This window comes from Neobacillus sp. FW104-15D2, assembly GCF_058790155.1.
Genome location: NZ_JBYTCJ010000001.1, coordinates 236,354 through 261,997 on the forward strand (window position 1 = coordinate 236,354; position 25,644 = coordinate 261,997).

The following is a 25,644-nucleotide window of genomic DNA, read 5'->3' on the forward strand; positions in this document are numbered from 1 at the left end:
TGTCTTGAACAGTTTCTGTTTGAAAATGAAATGGGCGGAGGAAACTAAAAACCATTAGGAGGAAACACAATGTCAGTCATTTCAATGAAGCAATTGCTTGAAGCTGGTGTACACTTCGGTCACCAGACTCGCCGTTGGAACCCTAAGATGAAGAAATATATCTTCACTGAGCGTAACGGCATCTATATCATCGACCTTCAAAAAACAGTTAAGAAGGTTGAAGAAGCTTATAACTGGGTAAAGGAACTTGCTGCTAACGGCGGTACTGTCCTTTTCGTTGGAACAAAAAAACAAGCTCAGGACTCTGTTAAAGAAGAAGCAGGTCGTTCTGGCATGTATTATGTTAACCAACGCTGGTTAGGCGGAACTTTAACAAACTTTGAAACAATCCAAAAGCGTATTGGCCGCTTAAAAGATATCGAAAGAATGGCTGAAGACGGCACATTCGACGTACTTCCTAAAAAAGAAGTTGTTCAATTAAGAAAAGAACAGGAACGTCTTGAAAAATTCCTAGGCGGAATTAAAAACATGAAGACTCTTCCAGATGCTCTTTTCATCATCGACCCACGCAAAGAGCGTATTGCTGTTGCGGAAGCTATTAAATTGAACATCCCTATCGTAGCTATCGTTGATACTAACTGCGATCCTGATGAAATTGATGTTGTTATTCCAGCTAACGACGATGCAATCCGTGCTGTTAAGCTTTTAACAGGTAAAATGGCGGATGCTATCCTTGAAGCTAAACAAGGCGAAGATACTGTCGCTGCTGCAGAGTAATAGTTCGAAACATAAAAAGGTGATAAGAGGGAGACCCTTTATCACCTTTTTTTAAAGTAAAACCCACAGAAAACTTGTTTTCATGCTTAACAATGGCTGATAAGGCTACAATAGTACATAGGAAATAAAGGAGGAAATATATAATGGCAGTTACTGCACAAATGGTAAAAGAATTGCGCGAAAAAACCGGCGCAGGTATGATGGATTGTAAAAAAGCGTTAACAGAAACTGATGGTGATATGGAAAAAGCAATCGACTTTCTTCGGGAAAAAGGTATTGCTTCAGCTGCTAAAAAAGCTGACCGTATCGCTGCAGAAGGACTAACTACTGTTGTTGCTGAAGGAAATGAAGCTGTTATTCTTGAAGTGAACTCTGAAACTGACTTTGTTGCAAAAAACACAGCGTTCCAAGACCTTGTAAAAGAAATGGCTGCACACCTTCTTAATAAAAAGCCTTCAAATGTAGAAGAAGCTTTAACTCAAACTATGGAAAACGGTTCAACTGTAAACGACTATATCAATGCTTCTATTGCTAAAATTGGTGAAAAGCTTACTCTTCGTCGTTTTGTAATTGCAACAAAAACTGATAACGATGCTTTTGGCGCTTATATTCACATGGGCGGACGCATCTCTGTATTGTCTGTTCTTGAAGGAACAACTGATTCAGATGCTGCCAAAGATGTTTCTATGCACATTGCTGCTTTAAAGCCTAAGTATGTCTCACGTGATCAAGTTTCCCAGGAAGAAGTGGAGCATGAGCGCGAAGTACTTACTCAACAGGCTCTTAACGAAGGTAAGCCAGAAAACATCGTAGCTAAAATGGTAGAAGGCCGTCTTGGCAAATACTTTGAAGATGTATGTGTACTTGACCAGACATTTGTAAAGAATCCAGATCAAAAAGTTCGCCAGTTTGTAGAATCAAAAGGTGCTACAATCCGTGAATTTATCCGTTTTGAAGTAGGCGAAGGTATTGAAAAGCGTGAAGACAACTTTGCTGAAGAAGTAATGAACCAAGTAAACAAAAAATAATTTTTCCTGACACATTCAATCCACCAGGAATTGCAAAATAGACTTATTGTATAGGGGACACTTTGTGTTCCCTATTTTTAAAGAAATGTGAAAGCACCCGTTCAGCGACGTATGGACTGGGGCCCACTTCGACTGAGATAAAGGAAACACGAAATGCTAAGCATTTCGATGTTGACTTATCGTAGGGAGGAGTGGGATGGACACTAGTCGCTGGGGGCTGGAACTGGACAATTAAAGAAAACTCGGTGATTGCCGAGCCTATAGGCGAAGGCAGAGCCGTAGTTGCACTTATCACGCTAAAAACGGCACATCCTGTGCCTTACGCCTGACTAGGACATCCTGTCCGTCGTGCGTTCAGAATTTTTATATAAAAATTCTGATTAGCGAAAGAAATGCGGAAGCCTCCCGTTTAGTAACTACCTGAAAACAGTGCTAAATGCTCGAAATGCGGAGGTGCTCTGCGCAAAGCAGCTAAAGAATCCTGGGATGTTCAGGGTCTCAAAAACAAAAAAATACATATGGAGGTTCCTATGAGCAATTCTAAATACAAACGCGTAGTATTAAAATTAAGTGGTGAAGCTTTAGCCGGCGAAACTAGTTTTGGAATTCATCCTTCAGTTATTAAATCTATTGCCGGTCAGGTGAAAGAAATTGCAGAACTTGGAGTTGAAGTTGCAGTAGTAGTTGGCGGCGGAAATATCTGGCGTGGAAAAATCGGCAGCGAGATGGGAATGGACAGGGCAACAGCGGATTATATGGGCATGCTTGCAACTGTTATGAACTCATTGGCGCTTCAGGATTCCCTTGAGCAGTACGGCGTGGAATCACGCGTGCAAACCTCTATTGAAATGCGCCAGGTTGCAGAACCTTATATTAGACGCCGGGCAATCAGACACCTGGAGAAAAAACGCGTAGTTATTTTTGCAGCAGGTACGGGAAATCCTTACTTCTCTACAGATACAACTGCAGCATTAAGAGCAGCAGAAATTGAAGCAGAAGTAATCCTGATGGCAAAAAATAATGTTGATGGAGTTTATTCAGCAGATCCTCGTCTTGATAAAACAGCAACAAAATATGATGAACTTACCTTTCTTGATGTAATTAAAGAAGGATTGGCTGTAATGGACTCAACCGCTTCTTCTTTATGTATGGATAATGATATCCCGCTGATCGTTTTCTCAATTATGGAGCAGGGTAATATTAAACGTGCAGTAATGGGTGAAAAGATTGGAACAATTGTGAGGGGGAAAAAATAATGCCAAAACAAGTTATCGCTAATACAAAGGATAAGATGACGAAAGCAATTCAGGCTTTTACTCGTGAACTTGCTTCTATCAGAGCGGGAAGAGCTAGTGCATCCCTGCTTGACAGAATAACAGTGGACTATTACGGTGCACCTACACCGGTAAATCAATTAGCCGGTATTTCAGTACCAGAAGCCAGATTATTGGTTATCCAGCCTTACGACAAAACTATTCTTGGCGAAATTGAAAAAGCCATTCTTAAATCAGACCTTGGGCTTAACCCAAGTAATGATGGAAGCCTAATTCGGATCATGATTCCTCAGCTGACAGAAGAGCGCAGAAAGGAACTGGTTAAAGTAGTTAAAAAAGAGGCTGAAGAAGCTAAAGTAGGTATCCGGAATATCCGTCGTGATGGCAATGATGATCTGAAAAAACTTGAGAAAAATGGTGAAATTACAGAGGATGCACAAAGAGGCTATTCAGAAGACATCCAAAAGCTTACTGATGATCATATTAATAAAATTGATCAAATCACTAAAGATAAAGAAAAAGAAATATTGGAAGTTTAAGTATGTAATAATGAGGTTCCTTGCCGTCCGTTCTGCCGGGCCTGGGTTTTAAAATGGTTGACCCTTCAGCGCCGCCAGCAGGCGCTTCTGTTTTTTGAAAAGCCCTCTTTTTTTAGGGGGTTTTTTCACTATATTCAAGGCTTCTTTTAGTTAAACGTGGTAATTTTATCTGTTAAATATGTCCCTTCTTATTTTGCTTTCACCTACATATGGTATTTAATAGAGATATCTTTTTGTTTTTTTGGTATGATTAAAACATGCTGAAAAAATAGTTACATACTTATTCAGACATTCAGGGGTTTGATCTGCTTTCGGAGGTAATGATCAACTTTATTTGAAGGAGCAATGCTATGTTAAACAAAATAAAGCTATGGAAGAATCAATCTCAGTCTTCCACACTCCGAGAAAGAATAGAAGATATTAAGAAGCTGCCAGTGCCCCGTCATGTTGCCATTATTATGGATGGGAACGGCAGGTGGGCGAAAAAAAGGGCTTTGCCAAGAATAGCCGGCCATCATGAAGGGATGAAGGTGGTACGGAAGACAACAAAACTGGCAAATCAACTGGGTATTGACGCCTTGACACTCTATGCATTCTCGACTGAAAATTGGAAAAGGCCAAAGAATGAAGTTGAATATTTAATGAAATTACCGGAAGAATTTCTTGGTACCTTTCTACCGGAATTAATTGAAGAGAATGTACAAGTAAAAATGATTGGGTATAAGGAACAGCTGCCTTCTCATACTTTAAGAGCAATTGAAAAGGCAATGGAAGATACAAAAAACAATAATGGAATGATTCTGAATTTTGCCCTTAACTATGGGAGCCGTTCAGAAATACTTGATGCCGTTAAGAGAGTCTTAAATGATTGCCAGGAGGGCATCATAGATATGAATGAACTTAACGAAGATATTTTTTCTTCTTATTTAATGACTTCTGAATTGGAAGACCCAGATCTTCTCATCAGAACAAGCGGAGAAATAAGGCTAAGTAACTTTATGCTGTGGCAGATGGCATATACCGAGTTCTGGTTTACTGAGGTTTTGTGGCCGGATTTTGCAGAAGAACATTTAATTAAAGCAATTGAAGTTTTCCAAAAACGTCAGAGGCGTTTTGGAGGAGTATAAGGATACGCATATTTATTCAATCATAGTGATTGTTAAAGAAGGTGTTGAAGCTTAGATGAAGCAACGAATTTTAACAGGGGTTATAGCAGCCGCTCTTTTCCTCCCCATAGTTATATATGGAGGGATGCCAACAATAATTCTGGCATATGTGCTGGCAACAGTTGGCCTTTATGAATTGTTAAAAATGAGAAAGATTAATTTCCTGTCCATTCCTGGTATACTGTCTTTTATTATTCTATGGATCATTATGATCCCAAAACAATATCAAGGAATATGGTCGGATTTCTACTATTCGAAAATAGAACTGGCCATTTTGGCCGTTTTTCTATATTTGATTTATACCGTCATAACGAAAAATAGGTTTACATTTGACGATGCAGCTTTTTGTATTTTTGCTGCTGTATACGTAGGCATTGGATTTTACTTCTTTTATGAAACCCGTGCTGCTGGCTTAGTTTACATCTTTTATTCTTTGTTTATTATTTGGGCAACAGATTCGGGGGCCTATTTTTTAGGGAAAGCTTTTGGAAAGAGAAAGCTCTGGCCGGAAATCAGCCCGAATAAGACAGTTGAAGGATCTCTTGGCGGTGTAATATGCGCCCTAATAGTGGCTGTCCTGTTTGCCATTTTCACCGACATTGACGCCACTCTGCTGGAACTGATTGGCATTACCGCTGTGTTATCAATTTTTGGGCAGCTTGGTGACCTGGTTGAATCAGCCTTTAAACGACATTATAATGTAAAGGATTCAGGGAATATCCTTCCTGGTCATGGAGGTATTCTGGACAGGTTTGACAGTCTTATATTTGTTTGGCCATTACTTCACTTTTTCCATTTGCTTTAATAGCAAGCAGCTAAAAGTTTTCTGACGCCGATTTAGTCCCGGCATTTGCCGGGTTTTTGTTTTATTTAATCTGGCATCAAACGCCCGGCGAGTGTTCATCTAAGAAATGGCATCTTTGGGTATCTGGCATCAAGGTATGACCAGGTGTTACTTGTTACTTGGTGCAGCGTTTGTCCCCCCCAACCCGCTTAATAAGTTAACATCGAATCGCAACCGATTCGTGGATCCTTTATTACAGTCGAAAAGGGGGCTAGGCCATATATCGCTAACGGCGTTTATGCTTTTCGTGTTAGGAGTTGAGTTTTTTTGAAGAAGATTAGTTTAATGGGGGCTACCGGATCTATTGGTATCCAGACCCTTGATGTCATCCGTGAGCATCCTGAGATGTTCAGGCTTGCAGCGATGTCAGTTGGAAAAAATATTAATGAAGCTAGACAAATCATATCGAATTATCAGCCTGAACTTGTTTCTGTTCAGAAAAAAGACGATTGCGAAAAGCTTAAAACGGAGTTTCCCCATATTCGCTTTGCCTATGGGAGCGAGGGATTAACAGAAGTTGCTGTTTATGAGAAAGCAGATGTCCTAGTCAATGCCGTATTAGGAAGCGTTGGCCTTTATCCAACCTTGCAGGCGATAGAAAGTAAAAAAACCATTGCAATCGCCAATAAGGAAACACTTGTTACCGCAGGCCATCTCGTAATGGAAGCTGCCGAGAAGTATGGAGTTCCGCTTCTCCCTGTTGACAGTGAGCACTCGGCTATTTTCCAGGCACTACAGGGAGAAAAATATAAAAATATCGAACGATTAATTATTACCGCATCTGGAGGAAGCTTCCGAGACAGGACCCGCGATCAGCTAAAAGACGTTACTGTAGCAGATGCACTTAATCATCCAAACTGGTCAATGGGGGCAAAAATCACGATCGATTCCGCAACCATGATGAATAAGGGACTTGAAGTGATCGAAGCGCATTGGCTGTTTTCAATGCCGTACGAAAAAATTGATGTTCTACTTCATCGTGAAAGTATTATACACTCGATGGTTGAATTTCATGACAGCAGCGTAATTGCCCAGTTGGGAACGCCAGACATGAGGGTTCCCATTCAGTACGCTCTGACTTTTCCTGACAGGGCGCCGCTTAAAACCTCCAAAAGATTAAGTCTTGCGGATGTTGGTACACTGAATTTTAAAAAGATGGATTTTCAGCGATTCCGCTGCCTTCAGTTTGCTTTTGAAGCAGGAAAAATAGGAGGCACATTACCTTCAGTTTTAAATGCAGCAAATGAAGCAGCTGTTGCTGCCTTTCTTGAAGGCCAGATAAGCTTTTTGCAAATTGAAGATTTAATTGAACAAGCATTGAGCGTCCATAATACAATTGCTAATCCAAGTCTTGAAGCCATTGGGGAAGCAGACAATGAAGCGAGAAAATATGTAACATCACTTATTAGAAAAGCGTAAGCGCCCGTTCAGCGCTGTGTGGTGTTGAAGAAAGGCTAACATCGCCACATACTTTGGCAGCGTCTTTCTGGCTTGCAACTTCGAGACAGTTTTTGTGAAAAAAGGAATTCATTTTCCTTATTTTTAAAAAAGGTGGTTTTAATTTGAGTACAGTTATAGCCTTTATCGTTATTTTTGGAGCCCTTGTGTTCTTCCATGAATTAGGCCACTTTGTATTTGCAAAACGCGCGGGAATTCTCTGCCGTGAATTTGCAATTGGCTTTGGCCCAAAGGTGTTTTCGCATAAAAAAGGGGAAACTGTCTACACAATCCGCCTTTTACCGATAGGCGGTTTTGTACGCATGGCGGGCGAAGACCCTGAAATGATTGAAATTAAACCAGGATACCGTATCGGTTTATTATTCGACAAGGAAGAAAAGGTAAAAAAAATTATCATTAACAATAAGGAAAAATTCCCTGCTGCAAGAATAGTGGAAGTTGAAACAGCAGATATTGAACGGGATTTATTCATTAAAGGCTATGCCGAGGATGCTCCGGAACAATTGCAGACTTTCCATATTAGCCCTGTTGCTAATATCGTAGAAGATGGAACTGAAACGCAGATTGCTCCAATAGACCGTCAGTTTGGTTCAAAAACACTTGGACAGAGAACAATGGCTATCTTCGCTGGCCCGATGATGAACTTTATCCTAGCATTTGTTGTTTTTATCATTATCGCTTTTCTGCAGGGAGTTCCATCCAATGATCCAAAGCTTGGAGAGTTGACTCCTGATGGAGTTGCAAGAGATGCTGGGTTGAAACAGGGAGATATTGTACAATCAATCGGCGGAGCTGAAATTTCCAGCTGGCAGGACGTGGTTGAAATCATTCGCAAAAGCCCAAATAAACCTCTGGGATTTGAGGTTAAACGTGGCGGCAAGGATGTCGATATAACGGTTACTCCAAAGGAACAAGAAGTGGATGGCAAAAAGATAGGAATTATCGGAGTTTACAGTCCGGTTGAAAAATCTCCTCTTCAGGCGGTTAAATTTGGTTTTGATCAAACCTACTTTTGGACAAAGGAAATCTTTGTGATGCTAGGTAAACTGGTAACAGGCCAATTTTCTATTAATATGCTTTCAGGCCCGGTTGGTATTTATGTTTCTACTGATACTGTAGCCAAATCCGGAATCTATTACTTGATGAGATGGGCAGCGATTTTAAGTATTAACCTTGGAATCATGAACCTGCTTCCAATTCCAGCTTTGGACGGCGGACGTTTAATGTTTTTTGCGGTTGAAGCTTTAAGAGGAAAACCAATTGACCGTCAAAAGGAAGGTATGGTCCATTTTATTGGTTTTGCTCTCCTAATGCTTCTGATGCTGGTCGTTACCTGGAATGACATTCAGCGCTTTTTTCTAAAATAGAATAACAATCAAATCATTACAGAAGGTTCATCCCAAGCCGCTGTTCAATTAATTGTTCAGCGGCTTCCTAATGGTTAATTATGAAAATATTAAAGAGGTGCACTATGAAGCAAAGTATGACGTTTATTCCAACGCTAAGAGAAATTCCTGCAGACGCAGAGGTCAAAAGCCACCAATTATTGCTGAAGGCAGGGTTTATGCGCCAAAACGCAAGTGGAGTATACAGCTTTTTACCCTTAGGAAAGAGGGTTTTGCAAAAAGTTGAAAATATTGTTCGTGAAGAAATGGACGGGGCCGATGCGGTTGAGTTATTAATGCCAGCACTGCAACAGGCCGAGCTTTGGCAGGAATCGGGAAGATGGTATACATATGGACCAGAGCTCATGAGATTAAGAGACCGCAACGATCGGGAGTTTGCCCTCGGTGCGACTCATGAAGAAGTAATTACCAGCCTTGTAAGAGATGAAGTTAAATCTTATAAAAAGTTACCTCTTACAATGTATCAGATTCAGACAAAATTCCGTGATGAAAAGCGTCCTCGTTTTGGCTTGCTTCGCGGCCGTGAGTTTATCATGAAAGATGCCTATTCTTTTCATTCATCCAAGGAAAGTTTGGATGATGTGTATCAAAAACTTTTTCAGGCTTATTCCAATGTTTTCAGCCGATGTCGTTTGAATTTCCGTGCAGTAATTGCTGACTCAGGGGCTATGGGCGGAAAAGATACACATGAATTTATGGTCTTGTCTGACGTTGGAGAAGATACCATTGCTTATTCTGATACCTCCAATTACGCAGCCAACATTGAAATGGCTCCGGTAGTGATGGAATATACACGCAGCAGTGAAGCTCTAAAGGAAATGGATAAGGTTAAAACGGAAAACCAAAAGACGATTGAAGAGGTAGCGGGTTATCTTGAAGTAAGTCACGAAAACCTTATAAAAAGCCTATTATTTAAAGTGGACGAGCAGTATGTTTTGGTGCTTGTTCGCGGCGATCATGAAGTAAATGATGTTAAATTGAAGAATCTCCTGGAAGCAGGATCAGTTGAACTAGCAAGTGCAGAAGAAACAAAGATTGTTTTATCCTGTCCTGTAGGATCACTCGGCCCTGTAGGTGTAACGCAGGTAAGAATCGTAGCTGATCATGCGGTAGAGGCAGTTGTAAACGGCGTTTGCGGAGCAAATGAGGAACATTATCATTTTATTAATGTGAATCCTGGCCGAGACTTTAATGTTGAACAGTATGCAGATCTGCGCTTTATTAAAGAAGGGGATCCATCTCCTGATGGAAGTGGAACCATCGTTTTTGCCAAAGGAATTGAAGTGGGCCATGTATTTAAATTGGGCACAAGATACAGTGAAGCAATGAATGCTACTTACCTGGATGAGAATGGAAAAAGTCAGCCGATGATTATGGGCTGTTATGGAATTGGTGTTTCAAGGACTGTGGCTGCAGTAGCAGAACAATATAATGACGAAAACGGTCTGGTTTGGCCTGCAAATATTGCCCCATATCAATTGCACTTAATTGCAGTAAATATGAAAGACGAAACACAGGCACAGTTGGCAAATGAATTATACAAGGAACTGCAGGGAGAGCGTTTTGAAATTCTGTTTGATGACAGACAGGAGCGCCCTGGTGTAAAATTTGCAGATTCTGACCTTATTGGTCTGCCATTAAGAATAACAGTTGGTAAGAAAGCTTCTGAGGGAATTGTAGAAGTCAAAGTCCGCAAAACTGGAGAAGTAACAGAAGTTAATCGTAGCGAGCTAGTGGGAACATTGGCAAGCATGCTGAAAAGTATATAAAAATACGAGAGAGTGCCCTATTGGTTGGGGCACTCTTTTTTCATCTGTCGAATCTCCGAATTTAAATGAAAATATGAGATAAAACTAAGGACCATTTATTGGAGTGAGCAGTCATGTATCTATTTGAGCATGAGGCAAGAAGAAAAGAGAAGAAGTTTAAGATTTATTTAATCCTGTTTGCTTTATTTATGGTTTTTAGTATATTTAGCTTTTTCAAAGAAGGGAGTTTTAATAGGGGTATAATAACTCTTATATCTTTGGTATTATTTTTTATTTTGGACAGCGGAAAAAGAATTGGGCGGTTTTCATGATTAAACTTATGGTCTGGAGCAATGGCTTAGTCCTTTTATTGGCTGGAGCTGCTTTTCTCATAAACATGTACCGGGGGAAATAATTCTTATCAAGCAACAATTTGACAGCCCCCGGAAATCGAGTGTCTTGAAACGGAAATTAGCGCCAAGTTTAATTAGCCTTTAATAAAAATAGTATTTAAAATTAACATAGCGAATCATAAAGAAAATGTCGAAAACAGCCGAAAAAGCAGCTGTCTTATGCTATAATAAACTTTTGATAATAAGGTTAAAACAGATAGATTAGTAAAGATGGGAGAGAGACCGATGAGCGATCATACCCAGGGCAAAAGGGAGCGATTCCAGCTTTTGCTCCAGCAGCTGCAATTGACAGAAGATGTAGTAGTCCCGCATTTTCACAATGCACAAATTGAAAAAATGATCGTTGAAAAAAAAGCACGTAAATGGCACTTTGAGTTTTTATTAGAAAAAGTGCTGCCTTGCAGCCTTTTCAGCCGGTTTACTGCACAGCTTGAAAAGACCTTTTCCCAGATTGCAACTGTTTCCTTTAGTATCCAAGTAACAGATCAATCCTTTAATGAGGAGATTGTTCTTGATTATTGGAAAAACTGCATTGGGGAAATCGACGGTATTTCACCGCCGCTATTAAAGCTATTACATGAACAAACACCAAGACTTCAGGGAACTAAGTTAGTTCTTTCCGTTAGAAATGAAACAGAAGGAATGACGATAAAGCATAAGTATGCAGGAATGATTACAAATATTTATCAGACCTATGGTTTCCCTTACTTAACAATAGATACAGAAGTTAAAGCTCAGGAGCAAAATGAAGAATATGAAAAGTTCCTGAAGGAAAAGCAAAAAGAGGACCAGGAGCGAGCTTTGCTTGCAATGGCAGAAATGCAGAAGCGTGAAGCTGAAAAAGACCAGGGCTCAGGAGATGTTCCTAATGGTCCGCTTACTATTGGCCTTACCATTAAAGATGATGCTGATTTCCGCAGTCTTGCAGAAATTTTGGATGAGGAAAGAAGAGTGGCGGTTGAGGGCTATGTTTTCTTTGCAGAAACTAAGGAGCTTCGAAGCGGCAGAACACTGTTAACCTTTAAAATTACTGATTATACAAGTTCTATCATGGTTAAAATGTTTTCCCGGGACAAGGAAGATGCTGCACAGTATCAGCGGGTACAAAAAGGAATGTGGCTAAAGGTAAGAGGCAGCATTCAAAACGATACTTTTGTCAGAGACCTTGTCATGATTGGGAATGATGTTAACGAAATAAAACCACAGCAGCGCAAGGATACTGCTCCTGAAGGGCAGAAGCGTGTAGAATTGCACCTTCATACACCGATGAGCCAGATGGATGCTGTTACTCCAGTGAGCGCATTGATCGGACAAGCAAAAAAATGGGGACATACAGCCATTGCAGTGACAGATCATGCTGTATGCCAATCATTCCCTGAGGCTTTTGGAGCCGGGAAAAAGAATGATATTAAAATCCTTTACGGTGTAGAGGTTAACCTTGTCGATGACGGAGTTCCAATTGCTTATAATGATACAAAAAGGAATTTAGCTGAAGCCACATACGTGGTTTTTGACGTAGAGACAACGGGACTTTCAGCCGTTTATGACACAATCATTGAATTAGCAGCGGTAAAAATTCATGATGGAGAAATTATCGATCGGTTTGAATCCTTCGCCAATCCGCACCATCGCCTTTCGGCAACTACGATAAACCTTACTGGTATAACGGATGATATGGTACAAAACGCACCTGAAATTGGAGATGTACTGAAGAGATTCCACGAGTGGGCTGCTGATTCCATTCTCGTAGCGCATAATGCAACCTTTGATATGGGCTTCTTGAATGTCGGCTATAAAAAGATCGGCATGGAAAAAGCACCGAATCCAGTAATTGATACGCTGGAGCTTGCCCGTTTCCTGCATCCTGAAATGAAGAACCACCGCTTAAATACACTTGCAAAAAAATTCGATGTAGAACTAACACAGCATCACCGTGCGATTTATGATGCAGAAGCAACAGGCTATTTACTGTTAAAAATGCTGAAGGATGCTCTGGAAAAAGGTATCGAATCCCATGATCAGTTTAACGATAATATGGGCAAAGGAAATGCCTTTCAGCGCGCCCGTCCTCATCATATAACGCTTCTCGCTCAAAACGATACAGGACTGAAAAACCTATTCAAGCTTGTTTCAATATCACATCTTAATTATTACTATCGGGTACCAAGAATTCCAAGATCTGTGCTGCAAAAATATCGTGAAGGTATACTTGTCGGATCCGGCTGTGATAGAGGTGAGGTTTTCCAAGGAATGATGCAGAAATCCCCTGAAGAAGTGGAGGAAGCAGCACGTTTCTATGATTATCTGGAAGTTCATCCTAAACCTATATATGCACCCCTGATTGAAATGGAATTAGTCCGAGACCGCATGGCGCTAGAAGAGATTATTGGAAACTTAGTAAAGCTTGGAGAAAAACTTGGTATTCCGGTAGTCGCGACAGGAAATGTTCATTATTTAAATGAAAACGATAAGATATACCGCAAAATCCTAATTAACTCCCAGGGCGGCGCTAATCCTTTAAACAGGCATCAGCTGCCGGATGTCCATTTTAGGACAACCAATGAAATGCTTGAAGAGTTTTCATTTTTAGGCAAAGAAAAGGCAAAAGAAATAGTCGTAGATAATACAAATAAAATTGCTGATATGATTGACGCTATAAAGCCTATAAAGGATGATCTTTATACGCCAAAAATTGAAGGTGCCGAGGATGAAACACGTGACATGAGTTATGCAATGGCCCGGAGCATATACGGCGAAGAACTTCCTGAAATAGTGGAAGCAAGGCTGGAAAAAGAACTCAAGAGTATCATTGGACACGGATTTTCAGTTATTTATCTTATCTCTCATAAACTCGTTAAAAAATCGCTTAACGATGGCTACCTGGTAGGTTCCCGGGGGTCGGTTGGTTCATCCTTTGTCGCAACTATGATGGAAATTACCGAGGTAAACCCGCTTCCTCCACACTATGTCTGTTCTGCATGCAAGCATTCAGAGTTTTTTAATGACGGTTCCGTTGGTTCCGGGTTTGACCTTCCTGATAAAGATTGTCCGCAATGCGGCGGGAAATACCGCAAAGACGGACATGATATTCCGTTTGAAACGTTCCTTGGTTTTAAGGGGGACAAGGTCCCGGATATCGACTTGAACTTCTCGGGTGAATATCAGCCAAAAGCACATAATTACACGAAGGTTCTCTTTGGCGAGGATAATGTTTACCGTGCAGGAACCATTGGTACGGTTGCAGACAAAACAGCATATGGTTATGTAAAAGCTTACCAGCAGGATAACAATCTCATGATCCGAGGCGCAGAAATTGACCGTCTTGCTTCCGGCTGTACCGGAGTAAAAAGGACAACAGGCCAGCACCCGGGGGGGATCATCGTAGTACCTGATTATATGGATATTTACGATTTTTCTCCTATTCAATTCCCTGCGGATGACAGTTCATCTGAATGGAAAACAACACACTTTGATTTCCATTCGATCCATGATAACTTGCTGAAGCTTGATATTCTTGGACATGATGATCCGACGGTCATCAGGATGCTTCAGGATTTGAGCGGTATAGATCCGAAAACCATTCCAACGGATGATCCTGAGGTAATGAAAATATTCAGCAATACCGAGTCGCTGGGAGTAACAGAAGAACAAATCATGTGTAAAACTGGAACTTTGGGTATACCAGAGTTTGGAACAAGGTTTGTAAGGCAAATGCTTGAAGATACAAAACCAACTACCTTCTCTGAATTGGTTCAGATATCTGGTCTTTCACACGGTACGGATGTATGGCTTGGAAATGCGCAGGAACTGATCCACAATAAAATATGTAACCTGAGCGAGGTAATCGGCTGCCGTGATGATATCATGGTGTACCTGATCTATCAGGGACTGGAGCCTGCCTTTGCCTTTAAAATTATGGAATCTGTACGTAAAGGAAAAGGTTTGTCCGAGGAAATGGAAACAGAGATGCGGAAGAACGAAGTGCCAGAATGGTACATTGATTCCTGCAAAAAGATTAAATATATGTTCCCGAAAGCCCACGCAGCCGCTTACGTTTTGATGGCTGTAAGGATTGCTTATTTTAAAGTCCATCATCCATTGATGTATTACGCTGCCTACTTTACAGTAAGAGCAGAAGACTTCGATATTGAGGCCATGGCAAGAGGTTCCGAATCAATCCGTTCTAAAATTGAAGAGATTAATGCAAAGGGCCTAGATGCAGCTCCAAAAGAAAAGAGTTTGCTGACAGTGCTTGAATTGGCGATGGAAATGACGGAACGAGGCATGTCCTTCCAAAAGATTGATCTATATAAATCAGCTGCTGGCGAATTTATTATTGAAGGAAATACTCTAATTCCACCGTTTAATTCAATACCTGGACTTGGTACCAATGCAGCAATCAATATAGTGAATGCCCGCAAGAATGGAGAATTCCTATCAAAAGAGGATCTTCAGCAGCGCGGAAAAGTATCAAAGACCATCCTGGAGTATCTGGATAAACAGGGCTGTTTGGGGTCACTCCCAGAACAAAACCAGCTCTCTCTATTCTAAGCGGTGAGCGGCTGGAGCTATTCCAATCATTTGCATATAGAAAATGGTTATGGTATAGTTTTATTGGAAATACTAAGAAATACTCTCGTATTCAAGAGTGGGGCAACCCGCTCTTTCGTATTGTATTGGGTTTTTTTAGCATGCTGATAGCCGTTAAAGGCATAAAACAATCCGTTTAAAAACGTAAAATAGTAACGAGTTTACGAAAAAGGAGGTCGGACATGAGCAAGGTTACAGAGACAGTGGAAGAACTTGTTTTACCGATTACAGATGAGCTGGGACTTGAACTTGTTGAAGTCGAGTATGTAAAGGAAGGGAAAAACTGGTTCCTCCGTGTATACGTTGACAAGGATAATGGCGTGGATATTGAAGAATGCGGAGTCGTGAGCGAGAAGCTTAGCGAAAAACTCGATGCATTGGACCCAATTCCCCATAACTATTTTCTTGAAGTTTCATCTCCTGGAGCTGAACGGCCTCTGAAAAAGGATAAGGACTTTGAAAAGGCTGTCGGCAAAAGAGTATTTTTAAAAACATATGAACCTATTGATGGTGAAAAAACATTTGAAGGAACACTGGCTGATTTTGATGGTCAGACTGTTAAGGTGAACGTTCAAATTAAAACTCGCAACAAGATGGTTGAAATTCCGTATGAAAAAGTTGCTAGCGCACGTCTTGCTGTTTCATTTGGATGATTAAGAAAAGCGTAGGCACCCTAGCTCAAGCTTTGCAAAAAATTGAATATGAAGTTAAAGGGGGATAACCTTTTATGAGCAGTGAATTATTGGATGCTCTAACATTGCTGGAAAAAGAAAAAGGCATTTCCAGGGATGTCTTAATAGAAGCAATGGAAGCAGCTCTGGTTTCAGCATACAAACGTAATTTTAACCAGGCACAGAACGTGCGGATCGACTTAAACCTCGGAAACGGATCTATGAAAGTTTTTGCAAGAAAAGAAGTTGTGGATCAGGTATTTGACCCGCGCCTTGAAATTTCTATTGAAGAAGCAAAAAATATGAATCCGAATTACCAGGTTGAAGATGTAGTAGAGATGGAAGTAACTCCAAAGGACTTTGGAAGAATCGCCGCTCAAACTGCGAAACAGGTGGTAACACAACGTGTACGCGAAGCTGAAAGAGGCATTATTTATTCCGAGTTTATCGACCGTGAAGAAGATATCATGACAGGTATTGTTCAAAGGCTTGATTCCAAATTTATCTATGTAAGTCTTGGCAAGATAGAAGCGTTGCTTCCGCTTAATGAGCAGATGCCAAATGAACGCTACAAGCCTCATGACCGCATTAAAGTGTATATTACAAAGGTAGAAAAAACAACAAAAGGCCCACAAATTTTTGTTTCACGTACTCATCCAGGCCTTCTCAAGCGCTTGTTTGAAATCGAGGTTCCAGAGATTTATGATGGCACTGTTGAAATTAAATCTGTAGCCCGGGAAGCCGGAGACCGTTCCAAAATCTCTGTTCATTCTCAAAATCCCGAAGTTGACCCAGTAGGATCCTGTGTTGGTCCAAAAGGCAACAGGGTACAGGCGGTTGTAAATGAATTAAAGGGCGAAAAAATTGACATTGTTAAGTGGTCAGATGATCCGGTGGTTTTTGTCGCTAATTCATTAAGTCCTTCCAAGGTGCTTGATGTTATTGTAAGTGAGGGAGAAAAGGCTACAACTGTTATTGTTCCTGATTACCAGCTTTCTCTTGCTATCGGTAAACGCGGTCAAAATGCACGCCTTGCTGCAAAGCTTACAGGCTGGAAAATTGATATAAAATCAGAAACGGACGCCCGAGAAATAGGTATTTATCCTCGTGAAGAGTCATTTAGACTTTTGGAGGAACAAGATACAGAGGACGACGATTTTGATCAGGATTTAGATTTGGATTAACGGGGTGAGGATAGTGAAAAAAGTTCCAATGCGCAAATGTGTGGCAACCGGTGAAATGAAGCCGAAAAAAGAGCTCGTTCGCGTTGTTCGCACTAAAGAGGGAGAGGTTTCCCTGGACTTAACCGGTAAAAAATCCGGCCGGGGCGCTTATTTGTCAAAAGACAAAGATGCAGTCCTTCTGGCGAGGAAAAAAAACACCTTATCCAATCATCTCCAGACACAAATAGATGAATCATTATATGAAGAACTTCTTGAGCTCATAGAGAAGGAGAAAAGACAATCCTAATGAGAGTGAATCAATGGATGTCAGTACTTGGCTTAGCCAATCGGGCACGGAAGATCATTTCGGGTGAAGAGCTTTCCGTTAAGGAAATCCAGCGCGGTAAAGCGAAGCTCATATTATTATCGGCAGATGCATCTGCAAATACAACGAAAAAAATTACAGATAAATGTAAATCTTACGAAGTTCCATACAAGATTGTGGAAGATCGCCATCTTCTAGGGCATGCGATTGGCAAAGAAGCCCGCGTAGTTGTTGCTGTAATGGATGATGGATTTGCCAATAAGCTGGTTTCGATGCTCGATTAATTCTAGCGGGGGTGAAAGTATGACTAAAACTCGTGTATATGAATATGCGAAAAAATACAATATTTCAAGTAAAGATGTTATTTCAAAATTAAAAGATATGAATATAGAGGTAACCAACCATATGGCAACAATTGAAAATGAGGCACTGACAAAATTGGATGCCATCTATAATAAAAAAGCAGAAAAGAACGAACAGCGTCCTGCAAAACCACAGCAAAACAATGCACAGGGCCAGCAGCAAAGGTCTGGAAATGGCCAGCAGCAAAAGCAGGGCCAAGGTCAGGCGCGTGGTCAACAGGGTTCAAATCCAAGCCAGAGACCATCACAATCTCCTCAAAAACCGGCAGCTCAAGTAGTTCCAAAGACAAAAGCTCAGGCTTTTGATGACGATGATGAAAAAAATGTAGCTCCATCAAAGGTTAAAGTGAATACTGCCGCTTCCAAAGCAAAGGAAGCACAGGTTAAAAAGAGCGACCAGCCCCAAAATAGAGGCGGCGGCTTTAACAAGGGAAAAGGCAGAAATAATAATTTTCAGCAAAGAAATAATAATAACAATAAGCGGCCGCAGAACCAAACTAATCATCAGCCGCCACAACCTAAGAAAGAAAGAGAGCTTCCCGCAAAAATCACTTTCAGTGAATCGTTAACTGTTGCTGAACTTGGAAAAAAACTTCACCGGGAACCATCTGAAATCATCAAAAAGCTTTTCCTTCTTGGTGTAATGGCTACCATTAACCAGGAACTTGATAAGGATGCAATCGAATTGATTGCCAGTGAATATGGTGTGGAAGTTGAAGAAGAAATCAAGATTGATGTAACAGATCTTGAAGTTTACTTTACTGAAGATGAAACAGAAAATCTGATTGAAAGACCATCAGTAGTTACTATCATGGGACACGTTGACCATGGTAAAACAACCTTGCTTGACAGCATCCGTAATACAAAAGTAACGGAAGGCGAAGCAGGGGGAATTACCCAGCATATTGGTGCCTATCAGGTAGTTGAAGGCAGCAAAAAGATAACTTTCCTTGATACTCCAGGTCACGCAGCTTTTACAACGATGCGTGCACGCGGAGCAAAGATCACGGATATTACCATTCTTGTTGTAGCAGCAGATGATGGTGTAATGCCTCAGACAGTTGAAGCGATTAATCACGCCAAAGCGGCTGAAGTTCCAATCATTGTAGCGGTAAACAAGATGGATAAACCAGCTGCTAATCCGGACAAAGTTATGCAGGAATTGACTGAACACGGTCTAGTACCTGAAGCTTGGGGCGGGGAAACCATTTTCGTTCCTCTGTCTGCTAAAACAGGTGAAGGCATTGATTCATTGTTAGAAATGATTCTGCTTGTTGGTGAAGTAGAAGAATACAAAGCTAATCCTAACCGTAATGCAGTGGGTACAGTTATTGAAGCACAATTGGATAAGGGCAGAGGTTCTGTTGCAACTTTGCTTGTACAAAATGGAACACTTAAAATTGGCGATCCAATTGTTGTCGGAAATACTTTTGGCCGTGTGCGTGCTATGGTAAATGATGTTGGCCGCCGCGTAAAAGAAGCTGGCCCATCTACACCAGTAGAGATTACTGGTCTAAATGATGTACCTCAGGCAGGAGACCGTTTCGTTGTCCTTCCTGATGAAAAGACTGCCCGCCAGGTCGGGGAAGCACGTTCCCAACAGGCTGTGGTTGCTCAGCGCGGAGAGAAATCTCGTGTAAGTCTGGATAACTTGTTTGAGCAATTGAAACAAGGGGAAATGAAAGATCTAAACGTAATTATTAAAGCGGACGTACAAGGTTCTGCAGAAGCTCTAGCTGCTTCTTTACAGAAAATTGACGTTCAGGGTGTCAATATCCGCATTATTCATACAGCAGTAGGTGCTATCAACGAATCTGATGTCACACTTGCGGCTGCTTCAAACGCTATTGTAATTGGATTTAACGTTCGTCCGGATGCGAATGCAAAACGTGCGGCTGAAGCTGAAAAAGTAGATGTTCGTCTGCACCGCATTATTTACAAAGTAATTGAAGAAATTGAAGCTGCGATGAAGGGTATGCTGGATCCAGAATTCCAGGAAAAAATTATTGGCCAGGCAGAAGTCCGCCAGACCTTTAAAGTATCTAAAGTTGGTACTATTGCCGGATCTTATGTTACGGATGGAAAGATTACCCGTGACAGCGGAATCCGCCTAATCAGGGATGGCGTGGTTACTTTTGAAGGTACAATTGATGCCCTCAAACGCTTCAAGGATGATGTGAAAGAGGTTGCCCAGAACTACGAATGCGGTATCACCATTAAAAACTTCAATGATGTTAAAGAAGGAGATATTATTGAAGCATTTATAATGGAAGAAGTGGAGCGTAAATGATCGTCGGCGTTGCCGAATGTGAATGCATCATTTATGACGCGCATTCTCTGAAAGACAAACGGGCAGTACTCCAGAGAATATTGACCCGATTAAGGCAAAGGTATAATCTTTCGGTTGCAGAGACAGACTATCAGGACGTATGGCAAAGAACGAAGATTGCCATTGCAGGTGTCTCCTCTTCGAAGGTTATGGTTGAAAAAGAACTTCAGAGTGCCCTTCAAATGATTGATTCGTTTCCAGAAATAGAGCGGACAATCACCGAAGTAGAATGGCTTTAAAGTTTGAGGTGAATAATAATGAGCCACAGAGCAAACCGAGTTGGAGAGCAAATGAAGAAGGAACTCAGTGAAATCATTGGACGCAAAATCAAAGATCCACGGATCGGGTTTGTGACCGTTACAGATGTTCAGGTCACAGGCGATCTACAACAGGCTAAAGTTTATATATCCGTTTTGGGCGGCGAGGAACAGAGGGAAAATACTCTTAAGGGCCTTGCAAAAGCAAAAGGGTTTATCAGAACGGAAATTGGCCACAGGATCCGCTTGCGGAAAACTCCGGAAATCATATTTGAATTCGATGAATCGATTGATTACGGCAACAAAATTGAAACGATTCTTCATGAAATCCATAAGGAAGAATCAGATTCAAGTAATACGGAGAATGAAGAGTAATTACAGAATGGATAGACATTTGTCTATCCATTTTTTTCGGCTAATAGGAGATATACTAGTAAAGACCGTAAGTTGAAATTATAAACTAAATAGCGTTAGCCTATGAATTTTAAACAAGGAGGGACCAGCATGGAAGGGATTTTACCATTATTTAAACCGGCAGGAATGACATCACATGATTGTGTATTTAGGCTAAGAAAAATCTTAAAAACTAAGAAGATTGGCCACACAGGAACCCTGGACCCGGATGTAACCGGAGTGCTCCCTATTTGCATTGGCAGAGCAACCAAAATTGCAGAATACATAACGGATGCAGGTAAAGCGTATGAAGGAGAAGCAACTCTTGGTTTTTCAACTACGACAGAAGATGCCTCAGGGGAGACAGTGGAAGAAAAAGCTGTAGACCGAGTTATTCAAAGAGAGGAAATTCTTGATGTCCTTCAATCTTTAACAGGTCTGATTGAACAAAAACCACCCATGTTTTCAGCTGTAAAAGTGAATGGAAAACGACTCTATGAATATGCACGGCAAGGAATTGAAGTAGAGCGGCCGACTAGGAAAGTAATGATAAAAAGTATTGAGCTGCTCGATTCACGATCTGAGTTTTCAGGTAGTACGATTTCCTTTAGATTTAGGGTGTACTGCGGAAAAGGAACATATATCAGAACACTAGCTGTAATGATTGGGGAAAAGCTTGGCTATCCTGCCCATATGTCAAATCTCGTAAGGATTGAATCGGCAGCTTATGCGATAGAAGACTGTCTGACTTTTGAACAGGTGGAAGAGAGGATGGAAACAAACTCCATTCAGGAGGTTCTAAGGCCCATTGAAACAGCACTTTCTCATTTGCCGAAATTAAGGATAAGTGATAAAGTAGCAGAGAAAGTGAAAAATGGTGCAGTACTGAATATTCCCGAAGAATTAAAGGAAATAGAAGGCCCGATTGTTATAGAAGCTGAAAATGGTTTAGCTCTCGCAATCTATTCACATCATCCTGAGAAATCAGGGCTTATGAAGCCTGTTAAGGTTTTACGAAACGATCAGGAGCTGTAGAGGTACTGAACAGAAAAGGTGACATAAATCGTGGAAATCATTAAGCTAAATTTCCCTAATCATATTAATAAAACAGAAATGCCCCCGCTATCTATTGCTCTGGGCTATTTTGACGGAGTGCATCTCGGTCATCAAAAAGTAATACTGGAAGCAAAAAAGACAGCTGTAGAAAATGGCTGGAAAAGTGCCGTCATGACCTTTGACCCCCATCCTTCAGTAGTGCTTGGCAAGAGTGTACAGCATGTTGAGTACATAACGCCTTTGCAGGAAAAAATCAATGTGATTTCCAATCTGGGGATTGATTTTCTTTTTGTTGTTCATTTTACGGCTGATTTTGCGAACCTCCTTCCACAGGAGTTTATTGACCAATATATTATTAATCTAAATGTTAAACATCTAGTTGCGGGTTTTGACTATACATATGGAAGAATGGGAAAAGGGACAATGGAAACAATACCCTTTCATTCGAGAGGCGAGTTCTCCTTTACGATTGTACCGAAAATGACCATTCATGAAGAAAAGGTCAGCTCTACCTTAATCCGCCAGCTGTTGAGAGATGGCAGAACGGCCGAACTTCCTGAACTTTTAGGAAGATTTTATAAAACGCCGGGTCCTGTTATCCATGGTGATAAACGAGGAAGAACGATTGGTTTCCCGACAGCAAATATTGGAGTAAGTGAGGATTACATCCTTCCTCCGCTTGGTGTCTATGCCGTAAAAATGCATGTTAAAGGATCCTGGTACGAAGGTGTATGCAATATCGGAAATAAGCCTACCTTTAAGAGCCAGGCTGAAAAGCGCCCTTCGGTTGAAGTACATCTATTTAATTTCGATCAGGATATTTACGGGGAAGAAGCCATTGTGGAATGGCATCAGTTTATTAGAAGAGAACAAAAGTTTTCAGGGATAAATGAACTGGTGGCTCAAATCGAAAAAGATAAACAGACCGCCCAGGAATATTTTCTTAAATACAATGCGCATTTAAATAGTAAAAACTAAAAACATCTTCTTATTACTTGCAATTTTTGGCGAAAACCTGTATTCTTATAAACGTATTACAAAAGAACCTTTGCTTGGCAATGCGATTCACCAACGCTTGCTCAGTAACAGGGGATATGAAAATTAGGAGGTGAACAGGATGGCAATATCTCAAGAGCGTAAAAATGAACTGATCAATGAGTATAAAACTCATGATAGTGACACAGGATCTGCAGAAGTTCAAATCGCTGTCCTTACTGAATCAATCAACACTTTGAATGAACATTTACGTACGCATAAGAAAGACCACCACTCACGTCGCGGTCTTTTGAAGATGGTCGGTAAACGTCGTAATCTTTTAACTTACCTGCGTAATAAAGACGTTCAACGCTACCGCGTATTAATCAATAAACTTGGTCTACGTAGATAGTCTGTTAAAGCGGGATTTTTTCCCGCTTTTTTATTAGCCTAAAAAAGATAAAGAATCTTCTATACATATTTTTAAACTTCCTTGAAATTGTCCATACTAATATTAATTTGTCAAATAAAAATGCAGTATTTTATGTACCAGTCAATGGCGCTATATACCTGAAATCATGCTTTGCCGTGATTCAGGCAGAGAGGGGTAAAATAAATGGAACAAAATAAACACGAATATTCCATAGAATGGGCAGGCCGCAAGCTTACAGTTGAAATAGGCCAGCTCGCAAAGCAGGCTAATGGAGCAGTTATGGTGCGATACGGCGACACAGCTGTTTTAAGTACTGCTACAGCATCAAAGGAACCAAAAAATCTAGACTTCTTTCCTTTAACTGTAAACTACGAGGAGCGTTTGTATGCAGTAGGAAAAATCCCTGGTGGCTTTATCAAACGTGAAGGACGTCCAAGTGAAAAAGCGATTTTAGCAAGCCGTTTAATTGATCGGCCAATTCGTCCCCTTTTTGCAGACGGTTTCCGAAATGATGTCCAGGTTATCAGTATTGTAATGAGTGTGGATCAGGACTGCCCGCCGGAAATGGCTGCCATGTTTGGTTCTTCACTTGCTTTGAGTGTGTCGGACATTCCATTTGAAGGACCGATCGCTGGGGTAATTGTTGGACGTATTGATGGCACCTTTATCATCAATCCAACTGTAGAACAAAGTGAAAAGAGCGATATTCATTTATCAGTTGCGGGAACAAAGGACGCAATCAACATGGTTGAAGCGGGTGCCCTTGAGGTTCCTGAAGAAATCATGCTTGAGGCAATCATGTTCGGTCATGAGGAAATCAAGCGTTTAATTGAATTCCAGGAAAAAATTGTGGCTGAAATCGGTAAAGAAAAATTGAATATTGTTTTATTTGAACTAGATAAAGAACTTGAAGCAGAAGTAAGGGAAATGTGCGAAGGCGAAATGGTACAGGCTATTCAGGTTCAGGAAAAGCATGCCCGTGAAGCTGCCATAAAAGAAGTCAAAGCCAAAGTTCTGGAGAAATATACAGGGCAGGAAGCAAATGATGATACTTTAAAACAAATCAAGCAAATCCTTGATAAGATCGTTAAAGGCGAGGTTCGCCGTTTAATTACTGAGGAAAAGGTTCGCCCTGATGGCCGTGGTTTAGATGAAATTCGTCCGCTGTCTTCACAGGTTAATTTATTGCCTCGTACTCATGGTTCAGGCCTGTTTACCCGCGGCCAGACTCAAGCATTAAGCATTTGTACGCTGGGTGCAATGGGTGACGTTCAAATATTGGACGGATTAGGACTCGAAGAAGAAAAACGTTTTATGCACCATTATAACTTCCCTTCCTTTAGTGTAGGTGAAACAGGTCCAATCAGAGGACCGGGCCGCCGTGAAATAGGGCATGGAGCATTGGGTGAAAGAGCACTTGAGCCAATCATTCCGTCCGAAAAGGATTTCCCATATACAATCAGGCTTGTATCTGAAGTATTGGAATCCAATGGCTCCACTTCCCAGGCAAGTATCTGTGCTAGTACGCTTGCGATGATGGATGCTGGTGTACCTATAAAAGCTCCTGTTGCCGGAATCGCTATGGGTCTTATTAAGTCTGGTGAATACTATTCCGTTTTAACTGATATTCAGGGAATGGAAGACCACCTTGGGGACATGGACTTTAAAGTAGCCGGTACTGAAAAAGGTGTTACTGCACTTCAAATGGATATTAAGATTGAAGGTCTTTCTCGTGAAATTCTTGAAGAGGCGCTTCAGCAGGCTAAAAAAGGCAGAATGCAAATTCTTAACTCTATGCTTGCTACTCTTTCTGAACCAAAACCGCAGCTTTCCAAGTATGCACCTAAGATTTTAACAATGAAAATCAATCCGGATAAAATCCGTGATGTTATTGGGCCAAGCGGTAAGCAAATCAATAAAATTATTGAAGAAACTGGCGTAAAAATTGATATTGAACAAGATGGCACAGTGTTCATTGCTTCAACTAATGAAGAAATGAACCAAAAGGCTAAGCAAATTATTGAGGATATTGTTCGCGAAGTTCAAGTTGGAGAACAATACCTTGGTAAAGTAAAACGAATTGAAAAATTCGGAGCTTTTGTTGAAATATTCGCTGGAAAAGATGGATTGGTCCATATTTCCGAACTTGCTGAAGAGCGCGTAGGAAAAGTCGAGGATGTTGTTTCCATCGGTGATGAAATAACGGTAAAAGTAACAGAAATCGACCGTCAGGGCCGTGTAAATCTTTCACGTAAGGCTGTTCTGAAAGAACAAAAGGAAAAAGAGCAAAAAGAACAAAATCAAGAGTAACAAAGAACAGGTATGAAAGGCTAAAAACCACGACATGTGAAAGCGCCTTTCTGGCCGACCATTGTGCAGAGCTTGATCTTTGTGATGCAAAATATAGGGAAGTCAGGGGCAACCCTGACTTTTTCCA

Annotated in this window: 22 protein-coding genes; all 22 read left to right on the forward strand. The window is 40.9% G+C overall.

Going from position 1 to position 25,644, the window contains the following annotated elements; translation table 11 throughout:
* Window positions 1-69: 69 nt before the first annotated feature.
* The 22 genes from rpsB (at window position 70) to pnp (ending at window position 25,517) form a co-directional block, all read left to right on the forward strand.
* Window positions 70-777 carry a 30S ribosomal protein S2 gene (gene rpsB, locus AC3WR0_RS01225; RefSeq protein ID WP_492550631.1) on the forward strand — a complete coding sequence of 236 codons (708 nt, stop codon included), beginning with the start codon at window positions 70-72 and terminating at the stop codon, window positions 775-777.
* 143 nt (window positions 778-920) lie between these two features.
* On the forward strand, window positions 921-1,805 hold the full coding sequence (gene tsf / locus AC3WR0_RS01230) for a translation elongation factor Ts (RefSeq protein WP_492550632.1): 885 nt from the start codon (window positions 921-923) through the stop codon (window positions 1,803-1,805).
* A 191-nt stretch (window positions 1,806-1,996) separates the two neighbouring features.
* Window positions 1,997-2,134 carry a hypothetical protein gene (locus AC3WR0_RS01235; protein ID WP_492550633.1) on the forward strand — a complete coding sequence of 46 codons (138 nt, stop codon included), beginning with the start codon at window positions 1,997-1,999 and terminating at the stop codon, window positions 2,132-2,134.
* A 201-nt stretch (window positions 2,135-2,335) separates the two neighbouring features.
* Window positions 2,336-3,061 (forward strand): UMP kinase, encoded by a 726-nt coding sequence (gene pyrH / locus AC3WR0_RS01240; protein ID WP_492550634.1) that lies wholly within the window; start codon window positions 2,336-2,338, stop codon window positions 3,059-3,061.
* The gene (gene frr / locus AC3WR0_RS01245) at window positions 3,061-3,618 is read left to right on the forward strand and encodes a ribosome recycling factor (RefSeq protein WP_027323419.1); all 558 of its coding nucleotides are present in this window, start codon (window positions 3,061-3,063) and stop codon (window positions 3,616-3,618) included. Before pyrH ends, frr begins: the two co-directional genes overlap by 1 nt.
* A gap of 350 nt (window positions 3,619-3,968) precedes the next feature.
* Window positions 3,969-4,745 (forward strand): undecaprenyl pyrophosphate synthase, encoded by a 777-nt coding sequence (uppS, locus tag AC3WR0_RS01250; protein WP_492550635.1) that lies wholly within the window; start codon window positions 3,969-3,971, stop codon window positions 4,743-4,745.
* Between the two features lie 55 nt (window positions 4,746-4,800).
* The gene (locus AC3WR0_RS01255) at window positions 4,801-5,589 is read left to right on the forward strand and encodes a phosphatidate cytidylyltransferase (RefSeq protein ID WP_492550636.1); all 789 of its coding nucleotides are present in this window, start codon (window positions 4,801-4,803) and stop codon (window positions 5,587-5,589) included.
* A gap of 306 nt (window positions 5,590-5,895) precedes the next feature.
* Window positions 5,896-7,047, forward strand: a complete 1,152-nt coding sequence (dxr, locus tag AC3WR0_RS01260; protein WP_027323422.1) for a 1-deoxy-D-xylulose-5-phosphate reductoisomerase — start codon at window positions 5,896-5,898, stop codon at window positions 7,045-7,047.
* 143 nt (window positions 7,048-7,190) lie between these two features.
* On the forward strand, window positions 7,191-8,453 hold the full coding sequence (rseP, locus tag AC3WR0_RS01265) for an RIP metalloprotease RseP (protein ID WP_492550637.1): 1,263 nt from the start codon (window positions 7,191-7,193) through the stop codon (window positions 8,451-8,453).
* A gap of 104 nt (window positions 8,454-8,557) precedes the next feature.
* The gene (locus AC3WR0_RS01270; RefSeq protein ID WP_492550638.1) at window positions 8,558-10,261 is read left to right on the forward strand and encodes a proline--tRNA ligase; all 1,704 of its coding nucleotides are present in this window, start codon (window positions 8,558-8,560) and stop codon (window positions 10,259-10,261) included.
* A 617-nt stretch (window positions 10,262-10,878) separates the two neighbouring features.
* Window positions 10,879-15,204, forward strand: coding sequence for a PolC-type DNA polymerase III (locus tag AC3WR0_RS01275; protein WP_492550639.1), 4,326 nt, complete (start codon window positions 10,879-10,881; stop codon window positions 15,202-15,204).
* Window positions 15,205-15,425: 221 nt separating this feature from the next.
* Window positions 15,426-15,896, forward strand: a complete 471-nt coding sequence (gene rimP / locus AC3WR0_RS01280) for a ribosome maturation factor RimP (protein WP_492550640.1) — start codon at window positions 15,426-15,428, stop codon at window positions 15,894-15,896.
* A gap of 74 nt (window positions 15,897-15,970) precedes the next feature.
* The gene (nusA, locus tag AC3WR0_RS01285) at window positions 15,971-17,098 is read left to right on the forward strand and encodes a transcription termination factor NusA (RefSeq protein ID WP_027323427.1); all 1,128 of its coding nucleotides are present in this window, start codon (window positions 15,971-15,973) and stop codon (window positions 17,096-17,098) included.
* A 28-nt stretch (window positions 17,099-17,126) separates the two neighbouring features.
* Window positions 17,127-17,384 (forward strand): RNase P modulator RnpM, encoded by a 258-nt coding sequence (gene rnpM / locus AC3WR0_RS01290; RefSeq protein WP_492550712.1) that lies wholly within the window; start codon window positions 17,127-17,129, stop codon window positions 17,382-17,384.
* Entirely contained in the window at window positions 17,384-17,686 is a 303-nt protein-coding gene (locus tag AC3WR0_RS01295) for a YlxQ family RNA-binding protein (protein ID WP_027323429.1), read from the forward strand. The genes rnpM and AC3WR0_RS01295 overlap by 1 nt, the downstream gene beginning before the upstream one ends.
* Before the next feature lie 19 nt (window positions 17,687-17,705).
* Window positions 17,706-20,054 (forward strand): translation initiation factor IF-2, encoded by a 2,349-nt coding sequence (gene infB, locus AC3WR0_RS01300; RefSeq protein ID WP_492550641.1) that lies wholly within the window; start codon window positions 17,706-17,708, stop codon window positions 20,052-20,054.
* Window positions 20,051-20,332, forward strand: coding sequence for a DUF503 domain-containing protein (locus AC3WR0_RS01305; RefSeq protein ID WP_492550642.1), 282 nt, complete (start codon window positions 20,051-20,053; stop codon window positions 20,330-20,332). The genes infB and AC3WR0_RS01305 overlap by 4 nt, the downstream gene beginning before the upstream one ends.
* Window positions 20,333-20,350: 18 nt before the next feature.
* A complete protein-coding gene (gene rbfA / locus AC3WR0_RS01310) occupies window positions 20,351-20,725 on the forward strand; it encodes a 30S ribosome-binding factor RbfA (protein ID WP_027323432.1) in 375 nt (124 codons plus the stop codon).
* 129 nt (window positions 20,726-20,854) lie between these two features.
* The gene (gene truB, locus AC3WR0_RS01315; RefSeq protein ID WP_492550643.1) at window positions 20,855-21,778 is read left to right on the forward strand and encodes a tRNA pseudouridine(55) synthase TruB; all 924 of its coding nucleotides are present in this window, start codon (window positions 20,855-20,857) and stop codon (window positions 21,776-21,778) included.
* A gap of 30 nt (window positions 21,779-21,808) precedes the next feature.
* A complete protein-coding gene (gene ribF, locus AC3WR0_RS01320; RefSeq protein WP_492550644.1) occupies window positions 21,809-22,777 on the forward strand; it encodes a bifunctional riboflavin kinase/FAD synthetase in 969 nt (322 codons plus the stop codon).
* Window positions 22,778-22,916: 139 nt separating this feature from the next.
* A complete protein-coding gene (gene rpsO / locus AC3WR0_RS01325; protein WP_492550645.1) occupies window positions 22,917-23,186 on the forward strand; it encodes a 30S ribosomal protein S15 in 270 nt (89 codons plus the stop codon).
* Window positions 23,187-23,390: 204 nt separating this feature from the next.
* Entirely contained in the window at window positions 23,391-25,517 is a 2,127-nt protein-coding gene (gene pnp, locus AC3WR0_RS01330) for a polyribonucleotide nucleotidyltransferase (protein WP_492550646.1), read from the forward strand.
* Window positions 25,518-25,644 lie beyond the last annotated feature (127 nt).

Bases quoted from the DNA above. Each gene is read 5' to 3' on its own strand.
- rpsB (WP_492550631.1), top strand. From the start codon at position 70: ATGTCAGTCATTTCAATGAAGCAATTGCTTGAAGCTGGTGTACACTTC.
- rpsO (WP_492550645.1), top strand. From the start codon at position 22,917: ATGGCAATATCTCAAGAGCGTAAAAATGAACTGATCAATGAGTATAAA.
- rnpM (WP_492550712.1), top strand. From the start codon at position 17,127: ATGCGCAAATGTGTGGCAACCGGTGAAATGAAGCCGAAAAAAGAGCTC.
- tsf (WP_492550632.1), top strand. From the start codon at position 921: ATGGCAGTTACTGCACAAATGGTAAAAGAATTGCGCGAAAAAACCGGC.
- pyrH (WP_492550634.1), top strand. From the start codon at position 2,336: ATGAGCAATTCTAAATACAAACGCGTAGTATTAAAATTAAGTGGTGAA.
- uppS (WP_492550635.1), top strand. From the start codon at position 3,969: ATGTTAAACAAAATAAAGCTATGGAAGAATCAATCTCAGTCTTCCACA.
- pnp (WP_492550646.1), top strand. From the start codon at position 23,391: ATGGAACAAAATAAACACGAATATTCCATAGAATGGGCAGGCCGCAAG.
- infB (WP_492550641.1), top strand. From the start codon at position 17,706: ATGACTAAAACTCGTGTATATGAATATGCGAAAAAATACAATATTTCA.
- rbfA (WP_027323432.1), top strand. From the start codon at position 20,351: ATGAGCCACAGAGCAAACCGAGTTGGAGAGCAAATGAAGAAGGAACTC.
- rimP (WP_492550640.1), top strand. From the start codon at position 15,426: ATGAGCAAGGTTACAGAGACAGTGGAAGAACTTGTTTTACCGATTACA.
- nusA (WP_027323427.1), top strand. From the start codon at position 15,971: ATGAGCAGTGAATTATTGGATGCTCTAACATTGCTGGAAAAAGAAAAA.
- truB (WP_492550643.1), top strand. From the start codon at position 20,855: ATGGAAGGGATTTTACCATTATTTAAACCGGCAGGAATGACATCACAT.
- AC3WR0_RS01255 (WP_492550636.1), top strand. From the start codon at position 4,801: ATGAAGCAACGAATTTTAACAGGGGTTATAGCAGCCGCTCTTTTCCTC.
- AC3WR0_RS01275 (WP_492550639.1), top strand. From the start codon at position 10,879: ATGAGCGATCATACCCAGGGCAAAAGGGAGCGATTCCAGCTTTTGCTC.
- AC3WR0_RS01270 (WP_492550638.1), top strand. From the start codon at position 8,558: ATGAAGCAAAGTATGACGTTTATTCCAACGCTAAGAGAAATTCCTGCA.
- frr (WP_027323419.1), top strand. From the start codon at position 3,061: ATGCCAAAACAAGTTATCGCTAATACAAAGGATAAGATGACGAAAGCA.
- AC3WR0_RS01305 (WP_492550642.1), top strand. From the start codon at position 20,051: ATGATCGTCGGCGTTGCCGAATGTGAATGCATCATTTATGACGCGCAT.
- AC3WR0_RS01295 (WP_027323429.1), top strand. From the start codon at position 17,384: ATGAGAGTGAATCAATGGATGTCAGTACTTGGCTTAGCCAATCGGGCA.